Source organism: Algoriphagus sp. (assembly GCF_024642405.1).
Classification (GTDB): Bacteria; Bacteroidota; Bacteroidia; order Cytophagales; family Cyclobacteriaceae; genus Algoriphagus.
The window spans coordinates 1-23,187 of sequence record NZ_JAHEBC010000033.1; the positions used below are offsets into that span (position 1 = coordinate 1).

Annotated in this window: 16 protein-coding genes, 2 tRNA genes and 1 pseudogene; 11 read left to right on the forward strand and 8 right to left on the reverse strand. The window is 37.2% G+C overall.

The features are described 5' to 3' along the window. Positions 1–806 (forward strand): aminotransferase class III-fold pyridoxal phosphate-dependent enzyme (locus Q0L68_RS04565; protein WP_296700001.1); only part of this gene is annotated, 806 nt, incomplete at its 5' end. Positions 807–857: 51 nt separating this feature from the next. Here Q0L68_RS04565 and Q0L68_RS04570 read toward each other — a convergent pair. Genes Q0L68_RS04570 through Q0L68_RS04585 form a run of 4 tightly spaced genes read right to left on the reverse strand, consistent with a single transcriptional unit; the run spans position 858 to position 4,047 of the window. Then, positions 858–1,418 (reverse strand): 1-acyl-sn-glycerol-3-phosphate acyltransferase, encoded by a 561-nt coding sequence (locus tag Q0L68_RS04570; RefSeq protein WP_296700004.1) that lies wholly within the window; start codon positions 1,416–1,418, stop codon positions 858–860. Beyond that, positions 1,415–2,218, reverse strand: coding sequence for a patatin-like phospholipase family protein (locus Q0L68_RS04575; RefSeq protein WP_296700006.1), 804 nt, complete (start codon positions 2,216–2,218; stop codon positions 1,415–1,417). Before Q0L68_RS04575 ends, Q0L68_RS04570 begins: the two co-directional genes overlap by 4 nt. After that, positions 2,208–3,047: an MBL fold metallo-hydrolase gene (locus Q0L68_RS04580; protein WP_296700009.1), complete on the reverse strand. Its 840-nt coding sequence runs from the start codon at positions 3,045–3,047 to the stop codon at positions 2,208–2,210. Before Q0L68_RS04580 ends, Q0L68_RS04575 begins: the two co-directional genes overlap by 11 nt. A gap of 52 nt (positions 3,048–3,099) precedes the next feature. After that, entirely contained in the window at positions 3,100–4,047 is a 948-nt protein-coding gene (locus Q0L68_RS04585) for an acetyl-CoA carboxylase carboxyltransferase subunit alpha (protein WP_296700013.1), read from the reverse strand. A gap of 417 nt (positions 4,048–4,464) precedes the next feature. Between Q0L68_RS04585 and Q0L68_RS04590 the strand changes: the two genes are divergently transcribed. The 4 genes from Q0L68_RS04590 to Q0L68_RS04605 all read left to right on the forward strand — a co-directional run bounded on the left by Q0L68_RS04590 (position 4,465) and on the right by Q0L68_RS04605 (position 7,484). Continuing rightward, a tRNA-Asp gene (locus Q0L68_RS04590) sits at positions 4,465–4,538 on the forward strand. A 44-nt stretch (positions 4,539–4,582) separates the two neighbouring features. Further along, a tRNA-Asp gene (locus Q0L68_RS04595) sits at positions 4,583–4,656 on the forward strand. A 50-nt stretch (positions 4,657–4,706) separates the two neighbouring features. Next, the gene (locus Q0L68_RS04600) at positions 4,707–4,964 is read left to right on the forward strand and encodes a GIY-YIG nuclease family protein (protein WP_296700015.1); all 258 of its coding nucleotides are present in this window, start codon (positions 4,707–4,709) and stop codon (positions 4,962–4,964) included. Between the two features lie 210 nt (positions 4,965–5,174). Next, positions 5,175–7,484 carry a GH92 family glycosyl hydrolase gene (locus tag Q0L68_RS04605; RefSeq protein WP_296700018.1) on the forward strand — a complete coding sequence of 770 codons (2,310 nt, stop codon included), beginning with the start codon at positions 5,175–5,177 and terminating at the stop codon, positions 7,482–7,484. Between the two features lie 2 nt (positions 7,485–7,486). Here the strand turns inward: Q0L68_RS04605 and galE are convergent, their stop codons facing one another. From galE to Q0L68_RS04620, 3 genes are all read right to left on the reverse strand, one after another. Further along, positions 7,487–8,500: a UDP-glucose 4-epimerase GalE gene (gene galE / locus Q0L68_RS04610; protein ID WP_296700022.1), complete on the reverse strand. Its 1,014-nt coding sequence runs from the start codon at positions 8,498–8,500 to the stop codon at positions 7,487–7,489. Between the two features lie 64 nt (positions 8,501–8,564). Further along, positions 8,565–11,684 carry a PKD domain-containing protein gene (locus Q0L68_RS04615; RefSeq protein WP_296700025.1) on the reverse strand — a complete coding sequence of 1,040 codons (3,120 nt, stop codon included), beginning with the start codon at positions 11,682–11,684 and terminating at the stop codon, positions 8,565–8,567. An 18-nt stretch (positions 11,685–11,702) separates the two neighbouring features. After that, entirely contained in the window at positions 11,703–14,834 is a 3,132-nt protein-coding gene (locus Q0L68_RS04620; protein ID WP_296700027.1) for a PKD domain-containing protein, read from the reverse strand. A gap of 164 nt (positions 14,835–14,998) precedes the next feature. Between Q0L68_RS04620 and Q0L68_RS04625 the strand changes: the two genes are divergently transcribed. The 6 genes from Q0L68_RS04625 (at position 14,999) to Q0L68_RS04650 (ending at position 22,798) form a co-directional block, all read left to right on the forward strand. Then, on the forward strand, positions 14,999–16,618 hold the full coding sequence (locus tag Q0L68_RS04625; RefSeq protein WP_296700030.1) for an ATP-binding cassette domain-containing protein: 1,620 nt from the start codon (positions 14,999–15,001) through the stop codon (positions 16,616–16,618). 10 nt (positions 16,619–16,628) lie between these two features. Further along, entirely contained in the window at positions 16,629–18,026 is a 1,398-nt protein-coding gene (locus Q0L68_RS04630; RefSeq protein WP_296700033.1) for a sodium:solute symporter family protein, read from the forward strand. Further along, positions 18,013–19,194, forward strand: coding sequence for a class I SAM-dependent rRNA methyltransferase (locus Q0L68_RS04635; protein WP_296700035.1), 1,182 nt, complete (start codon positions 18,013–18,015; stop codon positions 19,192–19,194). The genes Q0L68_RS04630 and Q0L68_RS04635 overlap by 14 nt, the downstream gene beginning before the upstream one ends. 64 nt (positions 19,195–19,258) lie before the next feature. Further along, a complete protein-coding gene (locus tag Q0L68_RS04640; protein ID WP_296700037.1) occupies positions 19,259–19,693 on the forward strand; it encodes a hypothetical protein in 435 nt (144 codons plus the stop codon). A 181-nt stretch (positions 19,694–19,874) separates the two neighbouring features. Beyond that, the gene (locus Q0L68_RS04645; protein ID WP_296700039.1) at positions 19,875–22,187 is read left to right on the forward strand and encodes a TonB-dependent receptor; all 2,313 of its coding nucleotides are present in this window, start codon (positions 19,875–19,877) and stop codon (positions 22,185–22,187) included. Positions 22,188–22,201: 14 nt separating this feature from the next. Continuing rightward, positions 22,202–22,798, forward strand: a complete 597-nt coding sequence (locus tag Q0L68_RS04650; protein WP_296700041.1) for a hypothetical protein — start codon at positions 22,202–22,204, stop codon at positions 22,796–22,798. An 84-nt stretch (positions 22,799–22,882) separates the two neighbouring features. Here the strand turns inward: Q0L68_RS04650 and Q0L68_RS04655 are convergent. Beyond that, positions 22,883–23,187, reverse strand: a pseudogene (locus tag Q0L68_RS04655) (hypothetical protein); the annotation flags it as partial.

A 23,187-nucleotide genomic window follows, 5' to 3' on the forward strand; every position in this document is an offset into this window, starting at 1 on the left:
ATATCATCTCTTGTGTTAATGCTTATCATGGGAGTTCGCATGGTGCATTGAGCATTGGAGGGAATGAAATTTTCAAAAGAGCCTTTCTCCCATTATTGCCTGGAATTTCGAATATTCAATATGGCGATCATACCCACTTAGAAAATATAAATTCAGAAACTGCTGCAGTAGTCATAGAAACAATTCAAGGAGAAGCTGGAATCCGAGTCGGTAATAAGGGTTATTTTCAGGCTTTAAGAAAAAGATGTGATGAAACTGGAACGCTTCTCATTTTGGATGAAATTCAAAGTGGGTTTGGTAGAACCGGTAAATTCTGGGCTTTCGAGCATTTTGAAATTATTCCTGATATACTAGTAACTGCAAAAGGAATGGGCGGTGGGATGCCGATTGGAGCTTTTATTGCGAATAAGGAAGTAATGGGAGTTTTCAAAAACAATCCTTTACTGGGACATATCACCACTTTTGGAGGACATCCAGTTTCCTCGGCTGCAAGCATTGCTACCATTGAGATTTTAAAAAATGAATCATTAATTGATCAAGTAGAAAACAAGGCCAATTTGATCAAATCACTTCTTATTCACCCTAAAATCAAAGGAATCAGAAACAAGGGATTGATGATGGCAGTTGAATTTGAATCTTTTGATGTCTTGAAACCTATCATTGATCGGGCCATTGAATTAGGTGTAATAACTGATTGGTTTTTGTTTTGTGACGATTCAATGCGGATCGCTCCACCCCTGACGATTACAGAAGAAGAAATCAGAAAAGCTTGTAAAATAATACTACAAGCAATTAATGAAGCTTAATCTCCTAAAGAACACTAAATAAATTCCTGAACTATTATTCAAGGAATTTATTTAAAGTATTCCTTTCTCAGGATGTCTTCCAGTCACGGTTCTTCCAAAGGCCTTCATCTCTTCAATTTGCTCATCCATTTTTCCGTCAGGATAGATACATGGACCAATCCCAGCCTCTTTCTTTTTATAATCTAGGTATCCCACAACAATTGGCACATTAGCCCCTAAAGCAATATGATAAAACCCTGATTTCCATCTTTTTACCTGCGATCGAGTCCCTTCTGGTGTAACCATAATTACTAATTCGTCCCTTTCATTAAGCATTGATATCATTGCTTCCGTGTAGGTTTGTTGTCTTCCCCCTGGAATTCTTTTCCGATCGATAGCAATTGCACCTAAACCCGATAAGAGCCATCCCAAAGGTCCAACCATCACTTCTTTTTTTATGGTAAATCTTACCGGAATATCCATTAAGAAAAAAGCTGCTCTGGCATATAAAATATCCCAATTCGAGGTATGTGGGATCGCTATTAGAACAGCTTTTTTTAATCCCTCTGGCCAATTGGCATTCAGTGACCAACCAGAGATCCAAAAAACAAAACGAGATAATAACTTCATCATAGACTTACCTTTTTCTTTTCATTATTAGCAAGTTCCAAAATTGAAGGGTTTTCATCAATAAATTGGGAAATTCGGTCGTAACCGGCTTGAAATAATTCAGACGCTTTCTTTATATCAAAAACTCCATACTTACCCAAACCAGGAGCTTCAACGAAAAAGTCACATTTAGATTTACGGCTATACACATTGTAATTCATTGCCATAATCACAGATCGTTCGATCAAACTTTTCATATTCTTTATATTAGCTTCTTCTGGCAAATGGTTGCAATTTATTCCAATCACATAATCACATATACCATCAAGCGGCTCCACAGGAAGATTATTCAATACCCCTCCATCAATTAGGTATTTATTTCCAATTACAATTGGGTCAAACATTCCGGGAATACATGAAGATGCTAAGATGGGATTAATCAACTCTCCTTCAGAAAAATAAATTACCTTTCCCTTCTTTACATCTGTAGCTGCAACAGTAAGTGGGGTTTTCAATTCGCTAAAACTATTGTGCTTTAGGTAAAGTTTGAATAAATCTCCAACGGAATTCATTTTAAGGATTCCTGTCAAAGAGATCGCCGGACGCATAAATTTGAAGTAATTGGTCTCGACTATAATCTTCAGCACTTCTTCCGGTTTATAACCATTGCAATACATCGCACCTACAATAGCTCCCGCTGAAGTGCCACTAACCTTTGTTGGAAATATTCCAGCCTCATTTAGCCCTTTTAATACTCCAAGATGAGAGATTCCCCTCACTCCACCTCCGGATAATGCGATTCCAATATTCAATTTAGATTTCATCAAGTCTGAAAGTTTTATCAAGCCCTACTCCTCTTTCGGTTAATTTGACAGTACAGCACTCATAGAGAGGATCGTGTTCTAAATACAAAATATAACCCTCTCTAGCAGCTTCCTCTAAAAACCTAGACTTCTCATCCATTGTCAATAATGGCCGAGTATCGTAACTCATTACATAAGGGAGAGGAATATGACCAACCGAAGGCAATAAATCAGCCACAAACACAATGGTTTTACCCTTATACTGAATTTTTGGTAGCATTTGTTTATCAGTGTGTCCATCCACAGTGATAAAATCAAATCCTTCAAAAAGGGTTGGTTTCTCTAAATCCACAAAATCCAATTGACCCATTTCCTGCATCGGAAGTATATTCTCTTTAAGGAATGAGGCTTTTTCTCTAGCGTTTGGAACTGTGGCCCATCGCCAATGATCCTTATTTGACCAATAAGTAGCACGAGGAAAAGTCATCTCATATTGTCCATGAGAACCATATCCCACTCCCCCGCCGCAATGATCAAAATGAAGATGCGTCAAAAAATTATCTGTTATATCAGTGGGATGTACTCCTAATTTTAAAAGGTTCCCTTTTAAAGAATCATTCCCATGTAGATAGTAATGCTTGAAAAACCTTGCATCTTGTTTATCCCCTATTCCATTATCTATCAAAACAACCCTATTACCATCTACCACTAGCAAACAACGCATAGCCCAGGTACAGAGATTATTTTCATCCGAATTATTTAATCTTGACCAGATAACTTTTGGAACTACGCCAAACATTGCTCCTCCATCTAGTTTAAAAAAACCTGTATTTACAGTATATAAATCCATAACGTTTAGAAAGAAAAAGCCCGGACTTCAGAAGAAGACCGGGATTGTTAAATTACTCTACCACAACGCCCATCGAGCAGAATTTATCGATACGCTGTTCAATTCTTTTTTCAGGCTTAATTTTATCAAGTTCTTTTAAAGCTTTTAAAATAGTCTCTTTTAAAGTGAGTGACATTTGCTTCATGTCTCTATGCGCTCCACCTAGGGGCTCTGGAATGATATCGTCTACTAAACCGTTTCCTTTCATATCTTTTGCGGTCAGCTTTAAAGACTCTGCCGCTTGTTCTTTGTAGTCCCAACTTCTCCAGAGAATGGTTGAACAATTTTCCGGAGAAATAACTGAGTACCATGAATTTTCGAGCATCATCACTCTATCTCCTATAGCAATACCCAATGCGCCACCAGATGCTCCTTCTCCTATTATTATACAAATCACTGGAACTTTAAGCATAAACATTTCTCTTAAATTCCTTGCAATTGCTTCTCCTTGACCTCTTTCCTCAGCCTCTAAACCCGGAAATGCTCCTGGTGTATCGATTAAAGTGACAATTGGCTTTCCAAACTTTTCAGCCATTTTCATTAATCTTAAAGCCTTTCGATACCCTTCAGGATTCGCCATACCAAAATTCCTCAATTGGCGCTGCTTCGTATTTCGGCCTTTTTGTTGCCCGATGAACATAACGGATCTACCATCGATATCACCTAAGCCACCTATCATAGCCTTATCATCAGCCACAGTCCTATCCCCATGAAGCTCGATGAAATCGCTAGTGATTTCATAGATATAATCTAAAGCATAGGGTCTATCTGCGTGTCTTGAGAGCTGAACTCGTTGCCAGCGGGTCAAATTTTGAAACGTTTCTTTTTTCAAATCCAGGATTTTTTCTTCTAATGATTTTATATCTGAAGTTAAATCTATGTTTCTACCCTGTGCTAACTCCTTCATTTCCTGAAGTTTTTGCTCTAAATCAGCTATTGGTTTCTCGAATTCTAATACCATTTTGGTGATTTTTGGAAGGTTAAAGATAAGCAATATCCCCCTGAGAAATAAAACTTTTTACATAATCACTTTGAAAGCAACTGATTTTCAAGCACTAACTTATTCTGATCAAGAAACTAAAATCTAAACTTCAAACAGGTTAATTCAAAAAATTAGCACAAATGGCTCAATTTCCTACCATTAAACTTTTTAAGGTTTACCATTTAAATGGCCAAGAATGGTGGTTTTAAATTACTCCACTTGCTTTGAGTAAATATTGAATGAAATTTATCTCCTTGAATCAGAAGTCAATACAATTTCTATTATCAATTTTTTTATGGAGTTTTTGCATTAATGATTCAAAAACCTACCTTTGCATCACTCAAAAACGAGGGGATTTGAAAAATCGCTTTTAAACCTTCAATTTTGTTTAAAAACGGAGTGGTAGTTCAGCTGGTTAGAATGCCTGCCTGTCACGCAGGAGGTCGCGGGTTCGAGTCCCGTCCATTCCGCTTACTTTTGATGAAAAAGTCATCAATAATTTCTTTAAAATTTTGGAGTGGTAGTTCAGCTGGTTAGAATGCCTGCCTGTCACGCAGGAGGTCGCGGGTTCGAGTCCCGTCCATTCCGCATAAAAGCTTCGAAGAAATTCGAGGCTTTTTTTGTTTTAAGCACTTTTTATGAGCTATTATACTTATATCATTCAATCCAAAAAAGATCTTTCCTTTTACATCGGATCATGCCAAGACCCTCAAGAAAGATTACTTAAACATAACGGAAAGCATAATGGCTATACAGCAAGAAAACAACCATGGAAATTAGTGTGGATTGAGCTTTATAAAAGTAAGTCTGAAGCTTTTAAAAGAGAGAAATACCTGAAAAAACAGAAATCAAAATTATTTCTCGAAAAGTTAATTTCGAATTCATTGGGAACATAATTCAGCTGGTTAGAATGCCTGTCCCGATGCATCGGGAAGGTCGCGGGTTCGAGTCCCGTCCATTCCGCATAAAAGCTTCGAAGAAATTCGAGGCTTTTTTTGTATCTATCTATCTGCAATCCATTCCGCATTTAGGTTTAGAAATTAACTATCCTTTTTTGTTTCTTAGTACTTTGAGTAGCCATCAATCAAAGTTTAAACTATAGGAAAATGAAACTCCGAATTATTCTTATTCTTTTTTTAATCCCTAATAGTTTCGTCTCGTTTGCTCAAGAAGTTTTCAAACCAGTTGATCTAGTTTACCCTTACGTAGATAGTAGTAATTCACGATGGTTCTTTTTTAACTCAGCTTCTAGGCCTTTTGGGATGGTCAATTTAAGCCCCGATACAGATATTAATGGAGCTTGGGGAAGTGGATACAGATATGAAAGTGATACTATAAAAGGCTTTAGTCATATCCATGCCTGGCAATTATCAGGTCTTTCTGTTTTACCCCTCATGGATTTAAACCTTGGAGCGTCAAGAGATTTTGGATCTCCATTTAGTCATGATAATGAAATTGTTAAACCGGGATACCACCAGGTATTTTTAGAAAGATATTCTGTAAAAGCAGAATTAACCTCCACCTTAAGAACAGGCTTTCATAGATATTATTTCGAAAAGGAAGGAAATCAGCAAGTATTAATACGCCTTGGAGGAATGCTTGGTCCCTCTGAAATTGTAAATGGATCTATTTCACAAAAAGATTCCACTGTTTTTGAAGGGTTTATTGTGAATGGATCAACATCAAGGAGACCTTATGAAACACCTGTGTTTTTCGCAATTAAATTTAATAGACCCGTTCAAAGCTTAAAAGGATGGAATAAATCTGAAATAACCTCAACCTTGAATGAAATCAATGGACCGGACTCTGGAGTCATTCTTTCGTTTGACCATGTCTCAAACGAACTTCTAATGAAAGTTGGGATTTCATATGTAAGCTCTGATCAAGCGATGTTAAACTTGGATGCAGAATTGAGTCATTGGGATTTTGAGCAAGTGATGCAAGACTCATTCGAAGAGTGGAATACTTATTTATCAAGAATTGAAATATCAGGTGGTTCTGAAAAAGCCCAGAAGAGGTTCTATACCGATCTTTGGCATGCACTGCAAGGAAGAAGAACGATTAGCGACGTAAATGGGAAGTATGCTGATATGACATCCGGAACACATTTGACCAAACAAATCCCCCTTGATGATTCGGGAAAACCTAAATTCCGGCATTTCAATTCTGATTCCTTCTGGGGTGCACAATGGACCCTTAATACCCTTTGGCATTTAGTTTATCCAGAAATCACCGAGGAGTTTGTTAATTCCATGCTTCAATATTATCAGGATGGAGGTTTGATACCCCGAGGTCCGTCAGGTGGAAATTATACTTATGTTATGACTGGCGCTTCAAGTACTCCATTTATTGTAAGTGCCTATCAAAAGGGAATTCGTGGCTTTGATGTTCAAATGGCATATGAAGGATTATTGAAAAATCATAGACCCGGTGGTATCATGGAGAAAGCTGGATATGAACATAAGACTTCATTGGGGGGTGGATTTAAATATTATTTACAAAATGGGTATGTCCCTTGGCCTATTCCTGAGGGAAGATTTGGGGCGCACCAAGATGGTCCTAGTTTAACTTTGGAATATGCTTATCAGGATTGGACATTAGCGCAACTTTCAAAAGCTTTGGGAGATACGGGCTCTTTTGAAGAATTCATGGAAAGGTCCAAATATTTCAAAAACACCTACGACTCAGAAAGCGGATGGATGCGCCCAAGAAACGTTTCAGGTGAATGGAAACAACCATTTGATCCATATGAATACAATGCTGGATTCAATGAAGCAAATGGGAGTCAGGCTACCTGGTTTGTACCCCATGACTTGGATGAACTGGCTGAATTAATGGGAGGAAAACAAAAAGCGATTGAAAAATTAAATGAATCTTTTATCACAGCCGAAAAACAAGGTTTTACTTCTGGAACTTCACACTCACAAGAAGCACACCCCGAATATCGAAGGATTCCAATTAATTACGGAAACCAGCCTTCTATTCAGACTGCCTTTATTTTTCAAAAATTAGGCAGGCCAGACTTGAGTCATTATTGGGCAAGAGCTATAGTTGACAAAGTCTATTCAGAATTAAACCCTAATTCAGGATACAATGGAGACGAGGATCAGGGGTTAATGGGCAGCCTGGCTGTTCTTATGAAAATTGGTCTATTTCAAATGAACGGAGGAACCGAAGAAAACCCATCCTATCAAATAGGAAGCCCTATCTTCGACGAAATTATAATTAACCTAAATCCTAATTACTACTCTGGAAAAAAATTCACCATAAAAACAGTGAATAATTCCCCTTCTTATGTATATGTCAATTCCGGATCTTGGAATAACCAAACCTTGAGAAATCTTGAATTACGCCACAATCAGATTATCAATGGAGGTGAACTCATTTTAGAAATGAGTGATATTCCAAATAGATAGAATTAATTGACTAAGTTTTTTTGCCAATTCCAGGAATCCCTTAAAGAATCTTCCAGTGTATATTGGGGGTACCAACCGAGAACCGAATTGATTTTTGTAGTATCTGCCCAGATTTTTACAACATCCCCTACTCTCCTTGGCCCAATTGAATAATTGAGTTTAATTCTATTTACCTTCTCAAAGGTTTTGATAATTTCTAAAACGGTATTTCCATTTCCGGTACCAACATTAAAAACATCATAGAAATCATCATTTTGTTCATTCAAATAACCTAATGCTTTTACGTGGGCATCTGCCAAATCCATAACATGAATAAAATCCCTCACACAGCTACCATCTACTGTGTCATAATCATCCCCAAAAACGGTAATTTTTTCTCTGATACCTGCGGCAGTTTGCGTCACATAAGGGACAAGATTGTTAGGCGTACCATTTGGTAATTCCCCTATCTTTCCGCTTGGATGAGCTCCTACAGGATTGAAATATCTAAGTGAAATAACCTTTATTCCAGCTTTACTTTTGACAAAATCAACCAGAATATCTTCACAGATTTTCTTAGTATTTCCATAAGGGCTTTCAGCATCCTTTCGAGGGGTTGATTCTGTTACAGGTAATTTATCGGGTTGGCCATAAACTGTACAAGAAGATGAGAAAACGATGTTTTTAACACCTTTCTCTTTCATAAAATCTAAAAGTACGATCAATGATCCTACGTTATTTCGATAGTATTTCAAGGGTTCAACAGTACTCTCTCCCACTGCTTTAAAAGCTGCGAAATGAATAACGCCAACAAATTTATGCTCAGAATAAATTTTTTCAAGAGTGCCTTTATCATTACAATCGCCTTCGTAACAAACGACATCTTTTCCTATGATTTCAGCTAATCTTTCAATTACACTAGATTGAGAGTTGGAAAAATCATCCAAAATAATGGGTTCAAATCCTGCTTTTAATAATTCAACAGCTGTATGAGAGCCAATATATCCAGCTCCTCCGGTAATTAAAATCTTTTTCATTTTATAAAAATTAGATCGTAAAGCTATTTAAAACTGTCAGGTTTGAATAATATAAATTCAAAAATCACTGAATTAATATGAAATTTCCTGTTTTATAATCAGTACCAATATTACCTTCTAAAGGATATTCATAGGTGATTTTGTAGGTAAAAGTTCCTGGTATTCCTGGATTTCCTAATTGGTTTCCATCCCAGCCTTCATTTCCGGAATAAACTAATTGACCCCAACGATCCCAAATCAATAATTCGTAAGTAATCGTGCAATTGAAAATCGGTTCATAAGGTCCATCTTTTGGATTAAACCCAGTTGGCATCCGTACCTGAGGTTTAGATTCTTGTACTTTGCCTGTTCCATTCACAGAACAGCCATTTGCATCGATTACAGTCACATTAAACTGACCCGAGGATAATCCGGTAATTCTGGAATCAGTTAGCCCATTTTCCCAGATCACAGTGTAGGGTGCAGTACCTCCCGAAGGGATAACTTCCAAAACCCCATTTGATCCTCCCGGACAACCAGGATTCTCCTCAAAAAAACTTATTTCCAATTGATCCGGACCTGAAATTTCTCCCTCTAAAAGAATACTACAGGATCTGGCATCCATCAAAGTTTCAGTAAAGAGTCCTTTTGGCAAACCACTAACAGTTAAAAATTCTCCATCCCATTCAGAATCATATCCCAAAATCTCATATGGAGCCGTTCCTCCAGCCACTTTCACCCGAAAAGAACCATCAGAACTATCTACACAACTAACGCCCTGTGTTATAAAATCAGGCGAATAAGATAAGGGCTCTAAATCTTCCAAAGTAATAGAAAGATTTACCTCTCCACATCCGGAAAGATCAGTGATTTTAACTTCATAAATTCCAGAAGGCAAATCCAAGGCTGTTTCTGAGTTGAGAGTCGGGTCATGAAGCCATTCATATTTAATTTCTCCTGATCCTTCTAGAGGCTCAAGTATGATCATTCCATTGTTTTCGCCTGGACATGATGGAGAAAGCTTTTCCTTAACACTTACTTCAAGTTCAGGATAGATTATCACCTCCAATTTCTTGGAAATTCCAGAGCATTGAGAATTTGAACTAGATGTCACCTCGTAATTTAAAGACCTATTGGAAGCATCAAAATCCCAGATTACCTGAATTTCCTCAGTTCCTAGACCTGCCTCGATAGTTCCTCCTTCAATTATCCAGTTATAATTATTTTCAATGGAAGGAAAAGGAATTGAATAGGTTAAACTTTCGGACTGTACTCCGCAAATTCCTATTGGACCTTTAGGTAAATCCGGTTCAAATAAATCTGAGACAGTCACTTGAATTTCCTGGATTTCACCTTGACACCCATTTTCCGAATACGGAATTGCTTTTACAGCACCAGATTCCGTTGGATTTTCCCATCTGACAGTTATAGTAGAATCTGTCCTAGACACTTCTGTTCCCTCAAGGATTTCCCAATCAACACGGACAAAATTAGAGGTATTTGAAAAAGTATATAGTATCTCGTCAGCATTGGGACAAAGTGAACTTGGACCAATCAGTTCTCCCTCTATTTTTTTGACCTCAACATCAAATTTGAACTCCTCTTCACTATCACAACTTCCAGAACCGGTAGATGCATAAACAACAACTTCAAATACTCCTTCTTCTTTAAAAGTATGAGCAACTTCTTGACCTGCTTGCTCCGGGCTACCGTCACCAAAATCCCAAACAAAGGTGTTGAACAAGGAATTGTCAGGTATAATTTCCCAAATACCTTCCTTTTCAAAACAGGCAACACGGTCTCCAATTACCTCAAATTCATAAGTGCTTTCAGCCTCAAACTGAACATTCTCCAAACTAGCTCCTACAGAGTATCCATAAGACTCAATAAATCCTACCCCATAAGCATATGCTATAAACCCTTCTGAATTAGAAAGTGAATTAGCTCCGCCAGAAACCTTAATTTGGGCATATTCAAAATCTGGATTCCCTTGAACTGGGGCAAATTGATCTCCAATATTTTGACCATTCAAAAATGTCAAATTTGAGAATCCCGTTGGCACCAATATATTAACAAAATGCTTTTCAATTCCACCGGCCTCCACTGAATTAAAAACCACTGATTTAATCCTTTGATCATTGGAGCTATAAGTAATCATTGCAGGGTCCCCATCGGAGCTAAAATCATTATCGATACTATTACATGCCTGACTTTTTGCAAAAACGGTAACTGCCGTTGGTTTGGAGGTTTCAATGGAAGCTGATTGATCGGCTTCAAAATCTAGTTGCAAAAATTTTCCAGCATTAATGGTTCCGACCACATTCCCATTGACTTTTACTTCCGTATTATTCGCGGAAGCTAAAACCTTGACTAATTCACCTGAAGTTCTCCCCATAAAGGGAATATGGCTATAAGATTTCCCCCAACTTTTTACAGGATAGGCTTGTTGAAACAAATGATCTCCTGTAGAACCACAGCCTCCTACACTTGTTAATTTATTCCCTCCAAAAACAGCAATATTTTTACAATCTGCATTTCCAGAATTAACAACCCGGATTCTTGATCCTGTTAAATCCCCATTTGCTTTTATTTGATAGCTTTCTCCCTTATCGAGAGTAATGCTAAGAGGTGCATTTGCTGGAATAGTATTGACTGTAGCTGTGGAAGTAATAATTTCTATAGTTGTTTGATCTTCGACGGCAATAATAAGAAGTGTACTCTCAAAATTGGAATTATTTCCGGTACCCTGATCTGTATTTATAATTTCGGCATGGGCAGTAACATAATATTCTTTTCCTAAAGCATCAACTGGTAAAATTACAGTTCCATCGGCACTTCTTCGACGCTCATTGTAAGCATAGACTGAAATATCTCCCGTCGATTTAATATAAGCGCTTCGCTTTTCAACTTGGCCAGAACTTCGATGGATCAAATCCAACCCACTGACATATCTTTGAACAAATTGTTCTCCTTTTTTAAGTGAAAATTCTATTTGATCACCATTCACATCTATAGAACCATCGGCATCCTCATTTGCAGAAATAATGATCACTGGATAATCAGGCTGATTGGCTTGCCTGTTATTTTCCATAAATCCTACATAAAACTCCCTACCAATGGTATTAAGCTGAGAAAAGGCATCATTTACAGTAAATAGCAATCCTATTACTAAAAAAATTCTACTTAAATATTTTAATCCCTCCATTGTTAAAATAAACTATCCTCACCTGATCAATGTGAAAGCTCCTCTTTTTTCAATTGTTTGTATTTCGCCTTCAATAGGAAAAGAGTAACTCATCAGATATGAGTAAGATCCTGAAGGAGCCTCATTTCCCGATATCAATCCATCCCATCCTGATGGGCCAGAATAGATTAATTGACCCCAACGATTATAAATCCAAAGCTCGAAATCTATTTCACAATTGGATACACCTTGGAATAACTCATCGCTTGAACTAGGGTTAAAACCTGTTGGCATTCTAACTACCGGAGCGGCCTCTTTTACTTCCCCAACCCCTATGCTGATACATCCAGAAAGATCTCTTACCGAAATATTATAATTACCTCTCGGAACACCAATTAGCTGATTTCCAAATCCCAAAGGATCTTCCCAGGAATAAACATAAGGGCCTTTCCCTCCTTCTGGAAAAGCAAATAACTCACCATTACTTCCCCCTGGACAAGCAGGCTTTTCCATTCTTACTTCTACTTCCAAAGCAGGAGGTGAAGTAATTTCAAATTCAATTGGGATTATACAACCATTAGCATCTTTAATTTCCCAGCTAAACTCTCCTTGAGGCATATCTGTTAAATTCAGAATTCCCATAAATGTTTGTAAACCTTCATATTCAAAAGTGTATGGAGCTGTTCCTCCAGATATTTGAAGATTTAAAATACCGTCAGCTTTACCGTAGCAAGAAGTCGCTTGGGCGTTTAGTGTTATAATTTCAAGAATTTCTGGTTCAACCACCTCAATATTTTCCAGAAACACCTCGCATCCTAATTGATCAATAATTTTCACTGAATAAGTTCCCGCTCCCAATTCGCCTGCATTTAATTGCTTTAATTCAGGATCATGGGACCAAATAATATCATAGGGTTCAACTCCTCCAACAACTACTAATTCTATTTCACCCCCACTTTCACCAAAGCAAGATATTGAAGGATTATTTCCAACTATAACCTCAAAAGATTCAGCAACTGATACTGCCAAAGAAGGAGATTCCCCTGCGCAAGAATTATCGATTAAACTAGAAACAGTATAACTAACCTCACCAACTATTCCGGGCTGATCCCAAACCACCTCCACTATTCCATTTTCAAGAGTGGTTATTATTGAACCTCCTATTACATTCCAATCATAGCCTCTTCCTGGAGAAGGGCTTGGAACAGAATAAAAATGAGAAACATTATTATCGAAACACACCTGTTGTTGACCTACTGGAGCTTCAGCTTCTAATCTAGTATTGATGATAACCTCTTTCGAAATTGTTTCTCCGGGGCATCCATTTGCAGTATAAGGAACAGCTAATATTTTTGCAGAATTATTGGCAGGGCCCCAATTCACCAAGATTGAATCCCCATAGTTTTCTATAATTTCACCCCCCTCGATGCTAAAATCAATCTTTGAAATTCCAGTGGTGTCAGAAAGTTTATAAATCAATTCTTCAACATCTGGGCAGACACTAAAAACACCAACAATTTCTGCTTCATTATTAATTTCCAAAACTTCAACCTCAATAGTAATTTCCTCTTGCTCCTCACATGAATTTGGACTTATAGAAGCTTTTACTAAGATCTCATATTCCCCAGGTTCAGTATATGTATGTGCTACTTCTTTTCCAACTTTAATATCCGAACCATCGCCAAAATCCCATTCAAAATATGTATAGTTCGGATTTTCGGATTCTATTGACCAGATTCCTTCCTGATTAAGACATGCAACATTGTCCCCTTCTACTTCAAACTCATAGCTCGATTCAGTCTCAAAATTCAGATTATCCAATGCAGCTCCGACTGCAAAACCATAAGACTCTATAAATCCAAAACCGTAGACATATCCAATAAAACCTTCTGAGTTAACGATCCTATGTACTCCCGGAGAAATACTTATTCTTGCATAGGAAAAATTTGGATCACCCGGTACAGGAGCAAATCGAGTTGCTACATTTTGCCCATCTAGGAAAGTTAGATTTTCAGTTCCTGATTTCACTACTAAATTAAGGTAGTGGTTGACTATGGAAGGAAGGCTTAAAGCAGTAAAACGAATATCTTTAAGCAATTGCTCGCTAGGACTGTAAGAGATCATAAATGGATCCCCATTTTGGAAATTAGGATCATTGGGTTCATTACATTCTTGGCTTTTTGCAAAAACAGTGACGCTGGAAGGCTTGGAAGTTTCAATTTTTGCGGTTTGATTGATTCCAAACTCAATGCTTAAAAATTCTCCGGTATTGATCGTACCTCGATTTTGACCTCCAATTGTTACTTGAGTATCATCTTCTGAAGCTAAAATCTTGACTAATTCCCCAGAAGTCCTTCCGTTAAGTGCAACATGGACAAATGAAGTTCCCCAGCTATTTATCGGATAAGTTTGCTGAAATAAATTATCAGGTGCCCCACCGCAATCACCCACAGTGGTCCACTTATTACCTCCAAAAACAGCTATCTTTTTGCAGTTATCTGCATTTTCACCTATAACTTTTACACGAGTTCCAGTCAAATCCGCTTTGGCTTTTAACTGGTAACTTTGACCTCTATTCAATGTGATAGAATAAGGAACTCCAGCAGATACGCCACTGTAAGCATTTACAGAGGAAGTAATTTCTATTTCTGTGTCATCCTCAGTAGCTATAACCAGTAGTTCACTTTCATCATTTACGTTTGCCTGAAAAGAAACAGGAGCTGTTAAAAACTCATAATGAGAAGTAATCAAATAGTCTCTTCCCAAAGCTCCCAAAGGTAAAACAACTGTACCATCCGCAGAACGAAAGCGTTCATTAAAAGCATAAACTGCAATTTTACCATTGGAGCTAATATATATTCCTTTATCCTCCACAACACCAGAACCCCTATGAAGCATATCCAATTCTTGTGAAGGAATAGTATGAGTAAATTGTTGTCCTTGGGACAAATTAAATGGAATAGCTCTACCTCTATACTCAATAACTCCAACAGCATCTTCATTGGCAGAAATTACAATTACTGCCTGATCTGGAGCATCTGGTAATATCCGATTGTTATCCATAAACCCTACCCAAAACTCTTTTCCAACGGTAGAGAGTTGTGCTAAAGAGCTATGGCTATAAAAAAGGCAACAAAAAAGAATTAAAATTCCAAGTAAAATTTTCCTCATAGAAACCCGATGGGTAGATAATCTTCCAATATAAACATCCTTCGAAAGAATAGTTTAAACAAACCATATATATAGTGTTTTTTGACGATCAAAAGACTTTAAAGTGGTTAAGCAACAAAAATTTAATTCATATCTTTGCGGCTCAAAAAAAGAAGCGAAACCTAATGATTTCAGTAGATAATCTTTCCCTCAAGTTTGGTAAAAGAACACTTTTTGATGAAGTAAGCGTAAAATTCACTCCTGGAAACTGCTATGGAGTGATCGGTGCAAATGGTGCTGGTAAATCGACATTTTTGAAAATCCTTTCCGGTGAAATTGATAGCACCAGTGGATCAGTTAATATTACCCCTGGCCAAAGAATGGCTGTTCTAAGTCAAGATCACTTCAAATTTGATGAAGTCGAAGTTCTCAAGACCGTGTTAATGGGGCATAAAAAATTGTATTCCATCATGGAGGAAAAAGATGCAATCTATTTAAAAGAGGATTTCTCTGAGGAAGATGGTTTGAGAGCCTCTGAACTAGAGGCTGAATTTGCTGAAATGGATGGCTGGAATGCAGAATCAGATGCTGCTTCCCTCCTTTCCGGATTGGGAATTTCTGAAGACCTGCATTACCTACCGATGAATCAATTGGCAGGTAATCAAAAAGTAAGAGTACTTCTTGCGCAGGCTTTATTTGGTAATCCTGATATTTTGATTCTTGATGAACCAACCAACGATTTGGACTCCGATACCATTGAATGGCTGGAGAACTTCCTGATCGATTTTAAGAACTTAGTGATTGTGGTTTCTCACGATCGTCACTTTTTGGATACGGTATCCACGCACATCGTAGATATAGATTTCTCCAAAATCAAAATTTATTCAGGTAACTACACATTCTGGTATGAATCATCCCAACTTGCTTTGAAGCAAAGATCCGATCAGAATAAAAAGGCAGAAGACAAGAGAAAAGAACTTCAATCCTTCATCGAGAGGTTCTCTGCAAACGTAGCAAAATCAAAACAAGCTACTTCCAGAAAGAAAATGCTTGAAAAGCTAAATGTAGATGAGATTCAGCCATCTTCCAGAAAATATCCTGGTATCATTTTCAAACCAGAAAGGGAAGCTGGAGATCAGATCTTCATGTCCGAAAACCTGGAATTGAAAGCTGATGGCGTAACCTATTTTACAGATGTCAATCTCATGGTTGATAAAGGAGATAAAATTGCGTTCATCTCCAAAACAAAACAAGCTGTGAACAAATTCTTCCAAACTATCATGGAAGAAATACCCACCCAAAAGGGAAGCTTCAAATGGGGTGTCACCATTAACAAGGCTTATCTTCCAAATGATAATTCTGACTATTTCAAGACAGATATTTCCTTAATTGAGTGGTTAAGACAGTTTTCGGGTAATCAAGAAGAAGCTTATGTAAGAACATTCCTTGGAAGAATGCTTTTTACAGGAGAAGAATCGCTTAAAAAATCATCAGTACTCTCCGGAGGGGAAAAAGTCCGTTGTATGATCTCCAAGATGATGCTTCAAAACCCGAATCTTTTGGTCATGGATGAACCAACCAATCATTTGGATTTGGAATCTATCACTGCCTTTAACAATGCAGTAGTTGATTTTACAGGAACTGTATTGATGTCATCTTATGACCACACTTTTGTTCAATCTTCTGCAAACAGAATTGTAGAATTCACCCCAAAAGGAACTATTGATAGAAGAATGCCTTATGATGCCTATTTGGAATCAGAGGAAATCAAGGCTATCAGAGAAAAAATGTATGGAAACCATTAAGTTGTAGAACTTGCTGCTCACCTCAATCATCATCTATCTAGCGATTACTGTCGGAATTGGCGTTTGGTCCACAAGGCTGGTAAAAAGCTCCAATGATTTTGTACTCGCAGGAAGATCCTTACCCTTATTCCTTTCAGCATCAGCTTTATTTGCAACTTGGTTTGGCTCCGAAACAATTTTCGGAGCCTCTTCTGTTTATTTGGAGGATGGTCTTCAAGGAGTTATAGAAGATCCCTTTGGTGGAGCACTTTGTTTGATTCTTTTTGGAATTTTCTATTTACGCCCTATGTATCGAATGGGAGTATTGACAATCGGAGATGTGTTTAAAAGGATCTTTGGTAGGAGAATCGAATTCTTCGCTTCCGTTTTTATGATTCCAGCATATTTCGGATATGTCGCTGCCCAGTTAGTGGCTTTAAGTTTAGTATTAGGTTCTATTACAGATCTGAGTTTGACTGAAGGAATCCTGATTTCCTCCGGGATCGTAGTTTTCTATACTTTCCTTGGCGGGATGTGGGCGATTTCAATCACAGATTTCATACAGACAACTATGATCGTAATAGGATTGCTTTGGGTTGCAATTATGATCGCAGAAGAAGCTGGAGGAATATCTGAAATCATTTCGAAATCTCCTCCGGAAAGTTTTCAATTTTTTCCAGATTCAAACCCCATTTCATGGATCAATTATTTTGGTGCATGGATTATTATTGGTTTAGGAAGTATACCAAGCCAGGATATTTATCAACGGGTTATGTCCTCAAAATCGGAAAAAGTAGCTGTTCAATCGACCTATTTAGCTGGAGGATTTTACTTGACTTTTGGCTTATTACCTTTATTTATCGCATTGGGAGCAAAAGTTCTTTATCCAGAACTATATCTGGAAAATCAACAGATGCTTTTACCTACCATGATTTTGGCACATGGAGGCCTTCCTGTTCAAATCGTGTTTTTTGGTGCATTGATTTCAGCAATTATGAGCACTACTAGTTCAGGGTTATTGGCTCCAGCGGCAATTATATCAGAAAACTTAATCAAGCCATACTATGGGGAAAAATTGAAGGACAAAAGCTTACTTTGGATACTTAGGGCTAATATTGTTTTCGTTGCGATAATTGCAACCGTGATCGCTACTATGGAATCAAACATTTACGACTTAGTAGCCGGAGCTTCCATTTTAATGTTGGTATCTTTATTTGTCCCATTAACAGCTGGCTTGTATTGGAAAAAAGCAAATTCAACCGGAGCCCTACTTGCCATGATAGTAGGTATGTTAGCTTACCTGATTGCAGATCAATTTGAACTCACAATTCAATCTCATATTATTGGTCTGATATTTAGCATATTAGCAATGATAATCGGAAGCTATGCTTTCCCTGTACGAACAATCACAAATAATGAATTATCCTAAGATTACATTAAAAAAAGGGAAAGAGATTTCTCTGAAAAGGAGACACCACTGGGTATTTTCAGGTGCCATTTATCAAATGCCTGATGATTTAAAGAATGGTGATTTGGTCTCGGTTTTTTCTTCCAAAGATGCATTCTTGGGAACAGGTCATTTTTCACATGGTTCCATTATGGTCCGCATCATCTCTTTTGAAGAAAGGGAAATAAATCAAGCCTATTGGAATGAAAAAATAGCTTCTGCATACACTCTGAGGAAAAGCCTCGGATTAACAGAAAATACTCAAACCAATGTTTATCGATTGGTTCATGGAGAAGGTGATTTACTACCTGGCTTAATTGTAGATTTCTATAATGGCACTGCAGTCATTCAAGCGCACCATGTGGGAATGCATGCACATGTGAAGGAAATCGCTCAAGCTATCAAAAACACATATAGAGAAAAGTTAGCTGGAGTTTTTGACAAAAGCGCAGAAACTCTTCCCAAAAATCTTGGACACTCTTCTAATGAGTGGATTATTGGAGAACCAAAAACAGATTTGGTTCAGGAATATGGAGCCACTTATAAAATTGATTGGGAGAAAGGTCAAAAGACAGGGTTTTTCATTGACCAAAGAGAAAACAGAAAGCTCTTGGCGTCCTATTCTTCTGGAAAAAAGGTTTTGAATACTTTTTGCTACTCAGGAGGTTTCTCTGTATTGGCACTAAAAGAAGGAGCTTCTGAGGTACATTCAGTAGATATTTCTCCAAAAGCGATAGAACTTACGGAAGAAAACGTAAGTCTAAATCCAGATATCAAGGGAAAACACAAATCAAAAGTTGCCGATGTAGTGAAATATATCCGGGAAATTGGAGATGATTATGACATCATAGTTTTGGATCCTCCTGCTTTTGCTAAGAATATGAAAGCCCGGCATAATGCTGTTCAGGCCTATAAAAGATTAAATGCAGAGGCTTTAAAGAAAATCAAAGCAGGTGGGATTCTTTTTACTTTCTCCTGTAGTCAGGTGGTTGACAAAGCATTGTTTGCTAATACTATTACAGCCGCAGCTCTGGAAAGTGGTAGAAAAATCAAAATACTGCACCAAGTCACCCAACCAGCGGATCACCCGGTCAATATTTTTCACACCGAAACAGAATATTTGAAAGGTTTGGTATTATTTGTTGAGTAATTCTTCCAAAACCGACTCTTCGTATCTTCTTTTCAACTATTTTCACCTATCAAAAATAAAAAACATGTATACAGGATTACAACACTTACATTCAGGCCTAGCATATTTGGTGCTTTTGGCTCTTATTTTAATCGTTTTATATTCCCTATATGGCTCTTTATCGAATAAAGAATTCACTGATAAAGACCGAAAAATTTCCTTAATTGGTTTCATTCTTTCTCATATCCAATTGACAGTAGGTTTGATTCTTTATTTTGTCAGCCCACTTGGATTTGAGATGTTAAAATCCGGTTCTGCAATGTCTGATCCAGCCGTAAGATTGACAGCCGTAGAACACCCATTAATCAACATCATCGCGATAGTGATAATTTCTATCGGTTACATTCGTGCCAAAAAAGGAGTCATTTCAAGATCAAGGTTCCGAAGTATTTATATGATGTATGCAATAGGGATACTTCTACTTTTATCTAGAATTCCTTGGGCATCCTGGTTAGGATAATAAAATCCGATATTTTCAAAGTCCAGTTTATCAACTGGATTTTTTATTTTTCCAGCGATAGAAACGACAATCTGTCCTTTGATTTTGCCACTTGAATAGACATTTTAAATCTATTTCACATTTTTGCAACTTTGTTTCATTTACACTAGTTTAATCTAGAAATGGAATCTATTTTTGTTTTGTGAAATTTCTAAAGCTTTCCACATATTCTTTAATTCTAATTCTTTTGGGAGCAATTTCTGCTTTTGGGCAAAAATGTGATTTTTCAATTCGTGGTAAAATTTTACACCAAGAAAATAATGATCCGATTGTTGGAGCATATATATGGGTTGTAGAAAGTGCAACAGGAGCAGTTTCAAACGAGAATGGAAATTTTGAAGTCAAAAATCTTTGTGCTGGTAATTATACTTTGACAATTCAATATTTGGGTCATAAGGAAATAAAAGACAGTATTTCACTCAATTCGAATAATTTCAATAAAACCTACAGATTAGAGGAAGAATCTATGGAATTAGGAGGAGTTGAAATCCATGGCCATAAACTAGCTGTACAAACTACAACCTCAGTATCTGCTCTTTATGGGGAAGCATTATTGGAAGCAAGAGGAGAAAGTCTTGGAGAAAGTTTAAAACGGATTTCGGGAGTCACTACTTTTTCTACAGGAAATAGTATTTCCAAACCTGTGATTCATGGTATGCACAGCAATAGGATCATGATTTTGAATAACGGAATCCGATTAGAGGGGCAACAATGGGGTGCAGAACACGCACCTGAGATTGATCCTTTTGTTGCAGATGAGATCACTGTTATCAAAGGTGCAGAGACTGTTCGATATGGACCTGAAGCAATGGGAGGTGTGATTTTAGTTAATCCTGCTCCACTCCCAACCAAAAAAGATCCTAAGACAAATCTCTATTTAACGGGAGGTACAAATGGAAGAATGGGAAATATCTCTGTTTCCCATGCCAATGGCTCGAATAAAATTAAAGGGCTGGGATACCAAGTTCAAGCATCTGCTAAAAGGGCTGGGAACATCCAATCACCAGATTATTACCAAGGAAATACGGGACTTAGTGAACTTAACTTCTCCGGTTCTTTAGGTTATAGCAGTTCAAAGCTTGGAATTGAAGGGTATTACAGTTATTTCAATACTACTCTTGGAATACTCAGAGATTCACATACCGGAAATCTAGACGATCTTATAAGTATTATAGAAAACGGTCGTCCTTTTTCAGATCCTGGATTTACTTATGATATCGTTAATCCAAAACAGGTTGTATCTCATCATTTGGGAAAAGTAAAATCTCATTATCATCTTTCGGATACCTGGAAACTTAATTTCCAATATGGATTTCAGGCAAATAATAGGCAGGAATTCGATAAAAGAAGAGGTGATTTAAATGATAGGGCCAGTCTTGATTTACAGTTATTCACGAATACGCTAGACTTATATCTAGATCATAATTTAAAAAATGAATGGAGCGGAAGTTTTGGGATCAACGCAATTCAACAAGCAAACAGTAATATCCCGGGCACTGGAGTAACTCCTCTGATTCCAAATTATGATATGCTTAATTTGGGATTATATGCAATTGAAAAGTATAGTAAAGGTCCATTAGAAATAGAGGGAGGCTTTAGATATGATACCAGATCTGTAAATACTGCACGATTTGTTGGTTCAGAACTTCAGGAAGCCGACTTGAGATATAATAACTTTTCTGCATTTATTGGCGGCTTATACCAAATCAATCCTAAAATAACTTTTAATTCAAATTTGGGAACTGCTTGGAGACCTCCAAATGTCAATGAGCTTTTTAGTGAAGGTCTGCATCATGGAGCTGCAGCCGTAGAGATTGGAGATGCTGATCTTAACTCAGAAAATTCTGTAAAATGGGTAAATGAACTGGAATATGATGGAGGAAGAACACATTTGGAGATTACAGCATATGCAAATCATATTTCAGATTACATCTATTTAAGTCCTACCGGTGAAACCTATGTTTCCTTGCGAGGTACTTTTAATGTGTATGAATATTTGCAGGCGAATGCATTCTTCTACGGTTTTGATTTCTCCGGAAGCTATGTCTTTACAGAAAGGATCAGTGCCTATGCAAAAGGCTCTATCATTCGGGCTAAAAATACTGAAGAAGATAATTATTTCCCGTTTATTCCATCAGATAGAATGGATTGGGGATTGGCATACCAATTTGGCTCCTTAAGTAATTCAAAAACAAATAAGTTAACGATCAGCAACTTGCTTGTTGCCAGACAAAAAAGAGAACCCGATTTTGACTTGGCTCCTGCTCCACCAGCCTATGCAATTTTCAACATTGCTTACCAAAAACAAATCGCTATAGGTGAGGATAAATTAAACCTTGGTATTCAAGTTCAAAATTTATTCAATGCCTCCTATAAAGAATACATGAATCGATTCCGCTATTTCACCGATGATATGGGAAGAAATATTTTATTAAAAATCAATTATCAATTCTAAACTTTACCAACAAAATGAAGTACTTCAAAAATTTCTACGTTCTATCGGCCATTCTTTTCGCCATGACTTTGGTATCCTGTGAAAGCGAAGACCCTGTTATGGAAAATGATGAAGAAGTTATTACTGATGTTACCTTGCGATTTACTGAATTGGATAATTCAGGTGCTACAATTGGAGATCCTTTTGAATTTGTAGCCTCTGATCCCCAAGGAATAGAGCTAGGATCACCTACTATAGAAACTGTCAATTTAACCAAAGGAAAATCTTATAGGATGGAGATTCTACTTTATAACTCCATTGCAGATGAAGATATTACGGAAGAGGTTCAAGAAGAATCCGATGAGCATCAATTCTATTTCTTGGGATCTGCCTTCATAGGTTCTCCAGTTTTGACTTATACTTATGATGATCCAAGCGGTGAATTAATAGGTTTGAGAGGTAATGTTGTAGTTTCTCAAAGTACAGGATTAAACAATGCCAATATGAGAATTATCCTTAGACATGATTTGGATAAAAGTTTTCCTGGAGCTGATAACCCAAATTTTCAAAATTTCGTAGCAGCTGGTGGAGAAACAGATTTAGATATCACTTTCCCACTGGTGCTTAATTAAAAATACTCCAATTAAAAAAGGCAGCTGATATGCTGCCTTTTTTGATGACTAAAAATTAAAATTTTCAGGAAAAGCTATATTAAATTACTTTTCATTGTAATTAGCTCCAACATTTCCCGCAACCAAAATCACTTCATAATCCGGACCTTCACTCGCAAGATGTACTTTTAGATGGCCGTTGAAAGTTTTAAAGCTTTCATAGTTTATCACATTACCATTTACCAATTCTGTCAAAATAGTTGCTCCAACCAAAGAACTAGCATAGATAGGATTTAGCATAGCCGCCATTGGAGCATCAGGAGTACCATAAGGACCATAATGTAAATGGGCAGGATAAGTTATCGCTTTACTTCCCTTCTCTCCTTTTAAGGTAATTACTAATTCCAATT

Excerpts from the sequence above, each read along its gene's own strand:
- Q0L68_RS04570 (WP_296700004.1), bottom strand. The coding sequence starts at position 1,418 with ATGATGAAGTTATTATCTCGTTTTGTTTTTTGGATCTCTGGTTGGTCA.
- Q0L68_RS04575 (WP_296700006.1), bottom strand. The coding sequence starts at position 2,218 with ATGAAATCTAAATTGAATATTGGAATCGCATTATCCGGAGGTGGAGTG.
- Q0L68_RS04580 (WP_296700009.1), bottom strand. The coding sequence starts at position 3,047 with ATGGATTTATATACTGTAAATACAGGTTTTTTTAAACTAGATGGAGGA.
- Q0L68_RS04585 (WP_296700013.1), bottom strand. The coding sequence starts at position 4,047 with ATGGTATTAGAATTCGAGAAACCAATAGCTGATTTAGAGCAAAAACTT.
- Q0L68_RS04600 (WP_296700015.1), top strand. The coding sequence starts at position 4,707 with ATGAGCTATTATACTTATATCATTCAATCCAAAAAAGATCTTTCCTTT.
- Q0L68_RS04605 (WP_296700018.1), top strand. The coding sequence starts at position 5,175 with ATGAAACTCCGAATTATTCTTATTCTTTTTTTAATCCCTAATAGTTTC.
- galE (WP_296700022.1), bottom strand. The coding sequence starts at position 8,500 with ATGAAAAAGATTTTAATTACCGGAGGAGCTGGATATATTGGCTCTCAT.
- Q0L68_RS04615 (WP_296700025.1), bottom strand. The coding sequence starts at position 11,684 with ATGGAGGGATTAAAATATTTAAGTAGAATTTTTTTAGTAATAGGATTG.
- Q0L68_RS04620 (WP_296700027.1), bottom strand. The coding sequence starts at position 14,834 with ATGAGGAAAATTTTACTTGGAATTTTAATTCTTTTTTGTTGCCTTTTT.
- Q0L68_RS04625 (WP_296700030.1), top strand. The coding sequence starts at position 14,999 with ATGATTTCAGTAGATAATCTTTCCCTCAAGTTTGGTAAAAGAACACTT.
- Q0L68_RS04635 (WP_296700035.1), top strand. The coding sequence starts at position 18,013 with ATGAATTATCCTAAGATTACATTAAAAAAAGGGAAAGAGATTTCTCTG.
- Q0L68_RS04640 (WP_296700037.1), top strand. The coding sequence starts at position 19,259 with ATGTATACAGGATTACAACACTTACATTCAGGCCTAGCATATTTGGTG.
- Q0L68_RS04650 (WP_296700041.1), top strand. The coding sequence starts at position 22,202 with ATGAAGTACTTCAAAAATTTCTACGTTCTATCGGCCATTCTTTTCGCC.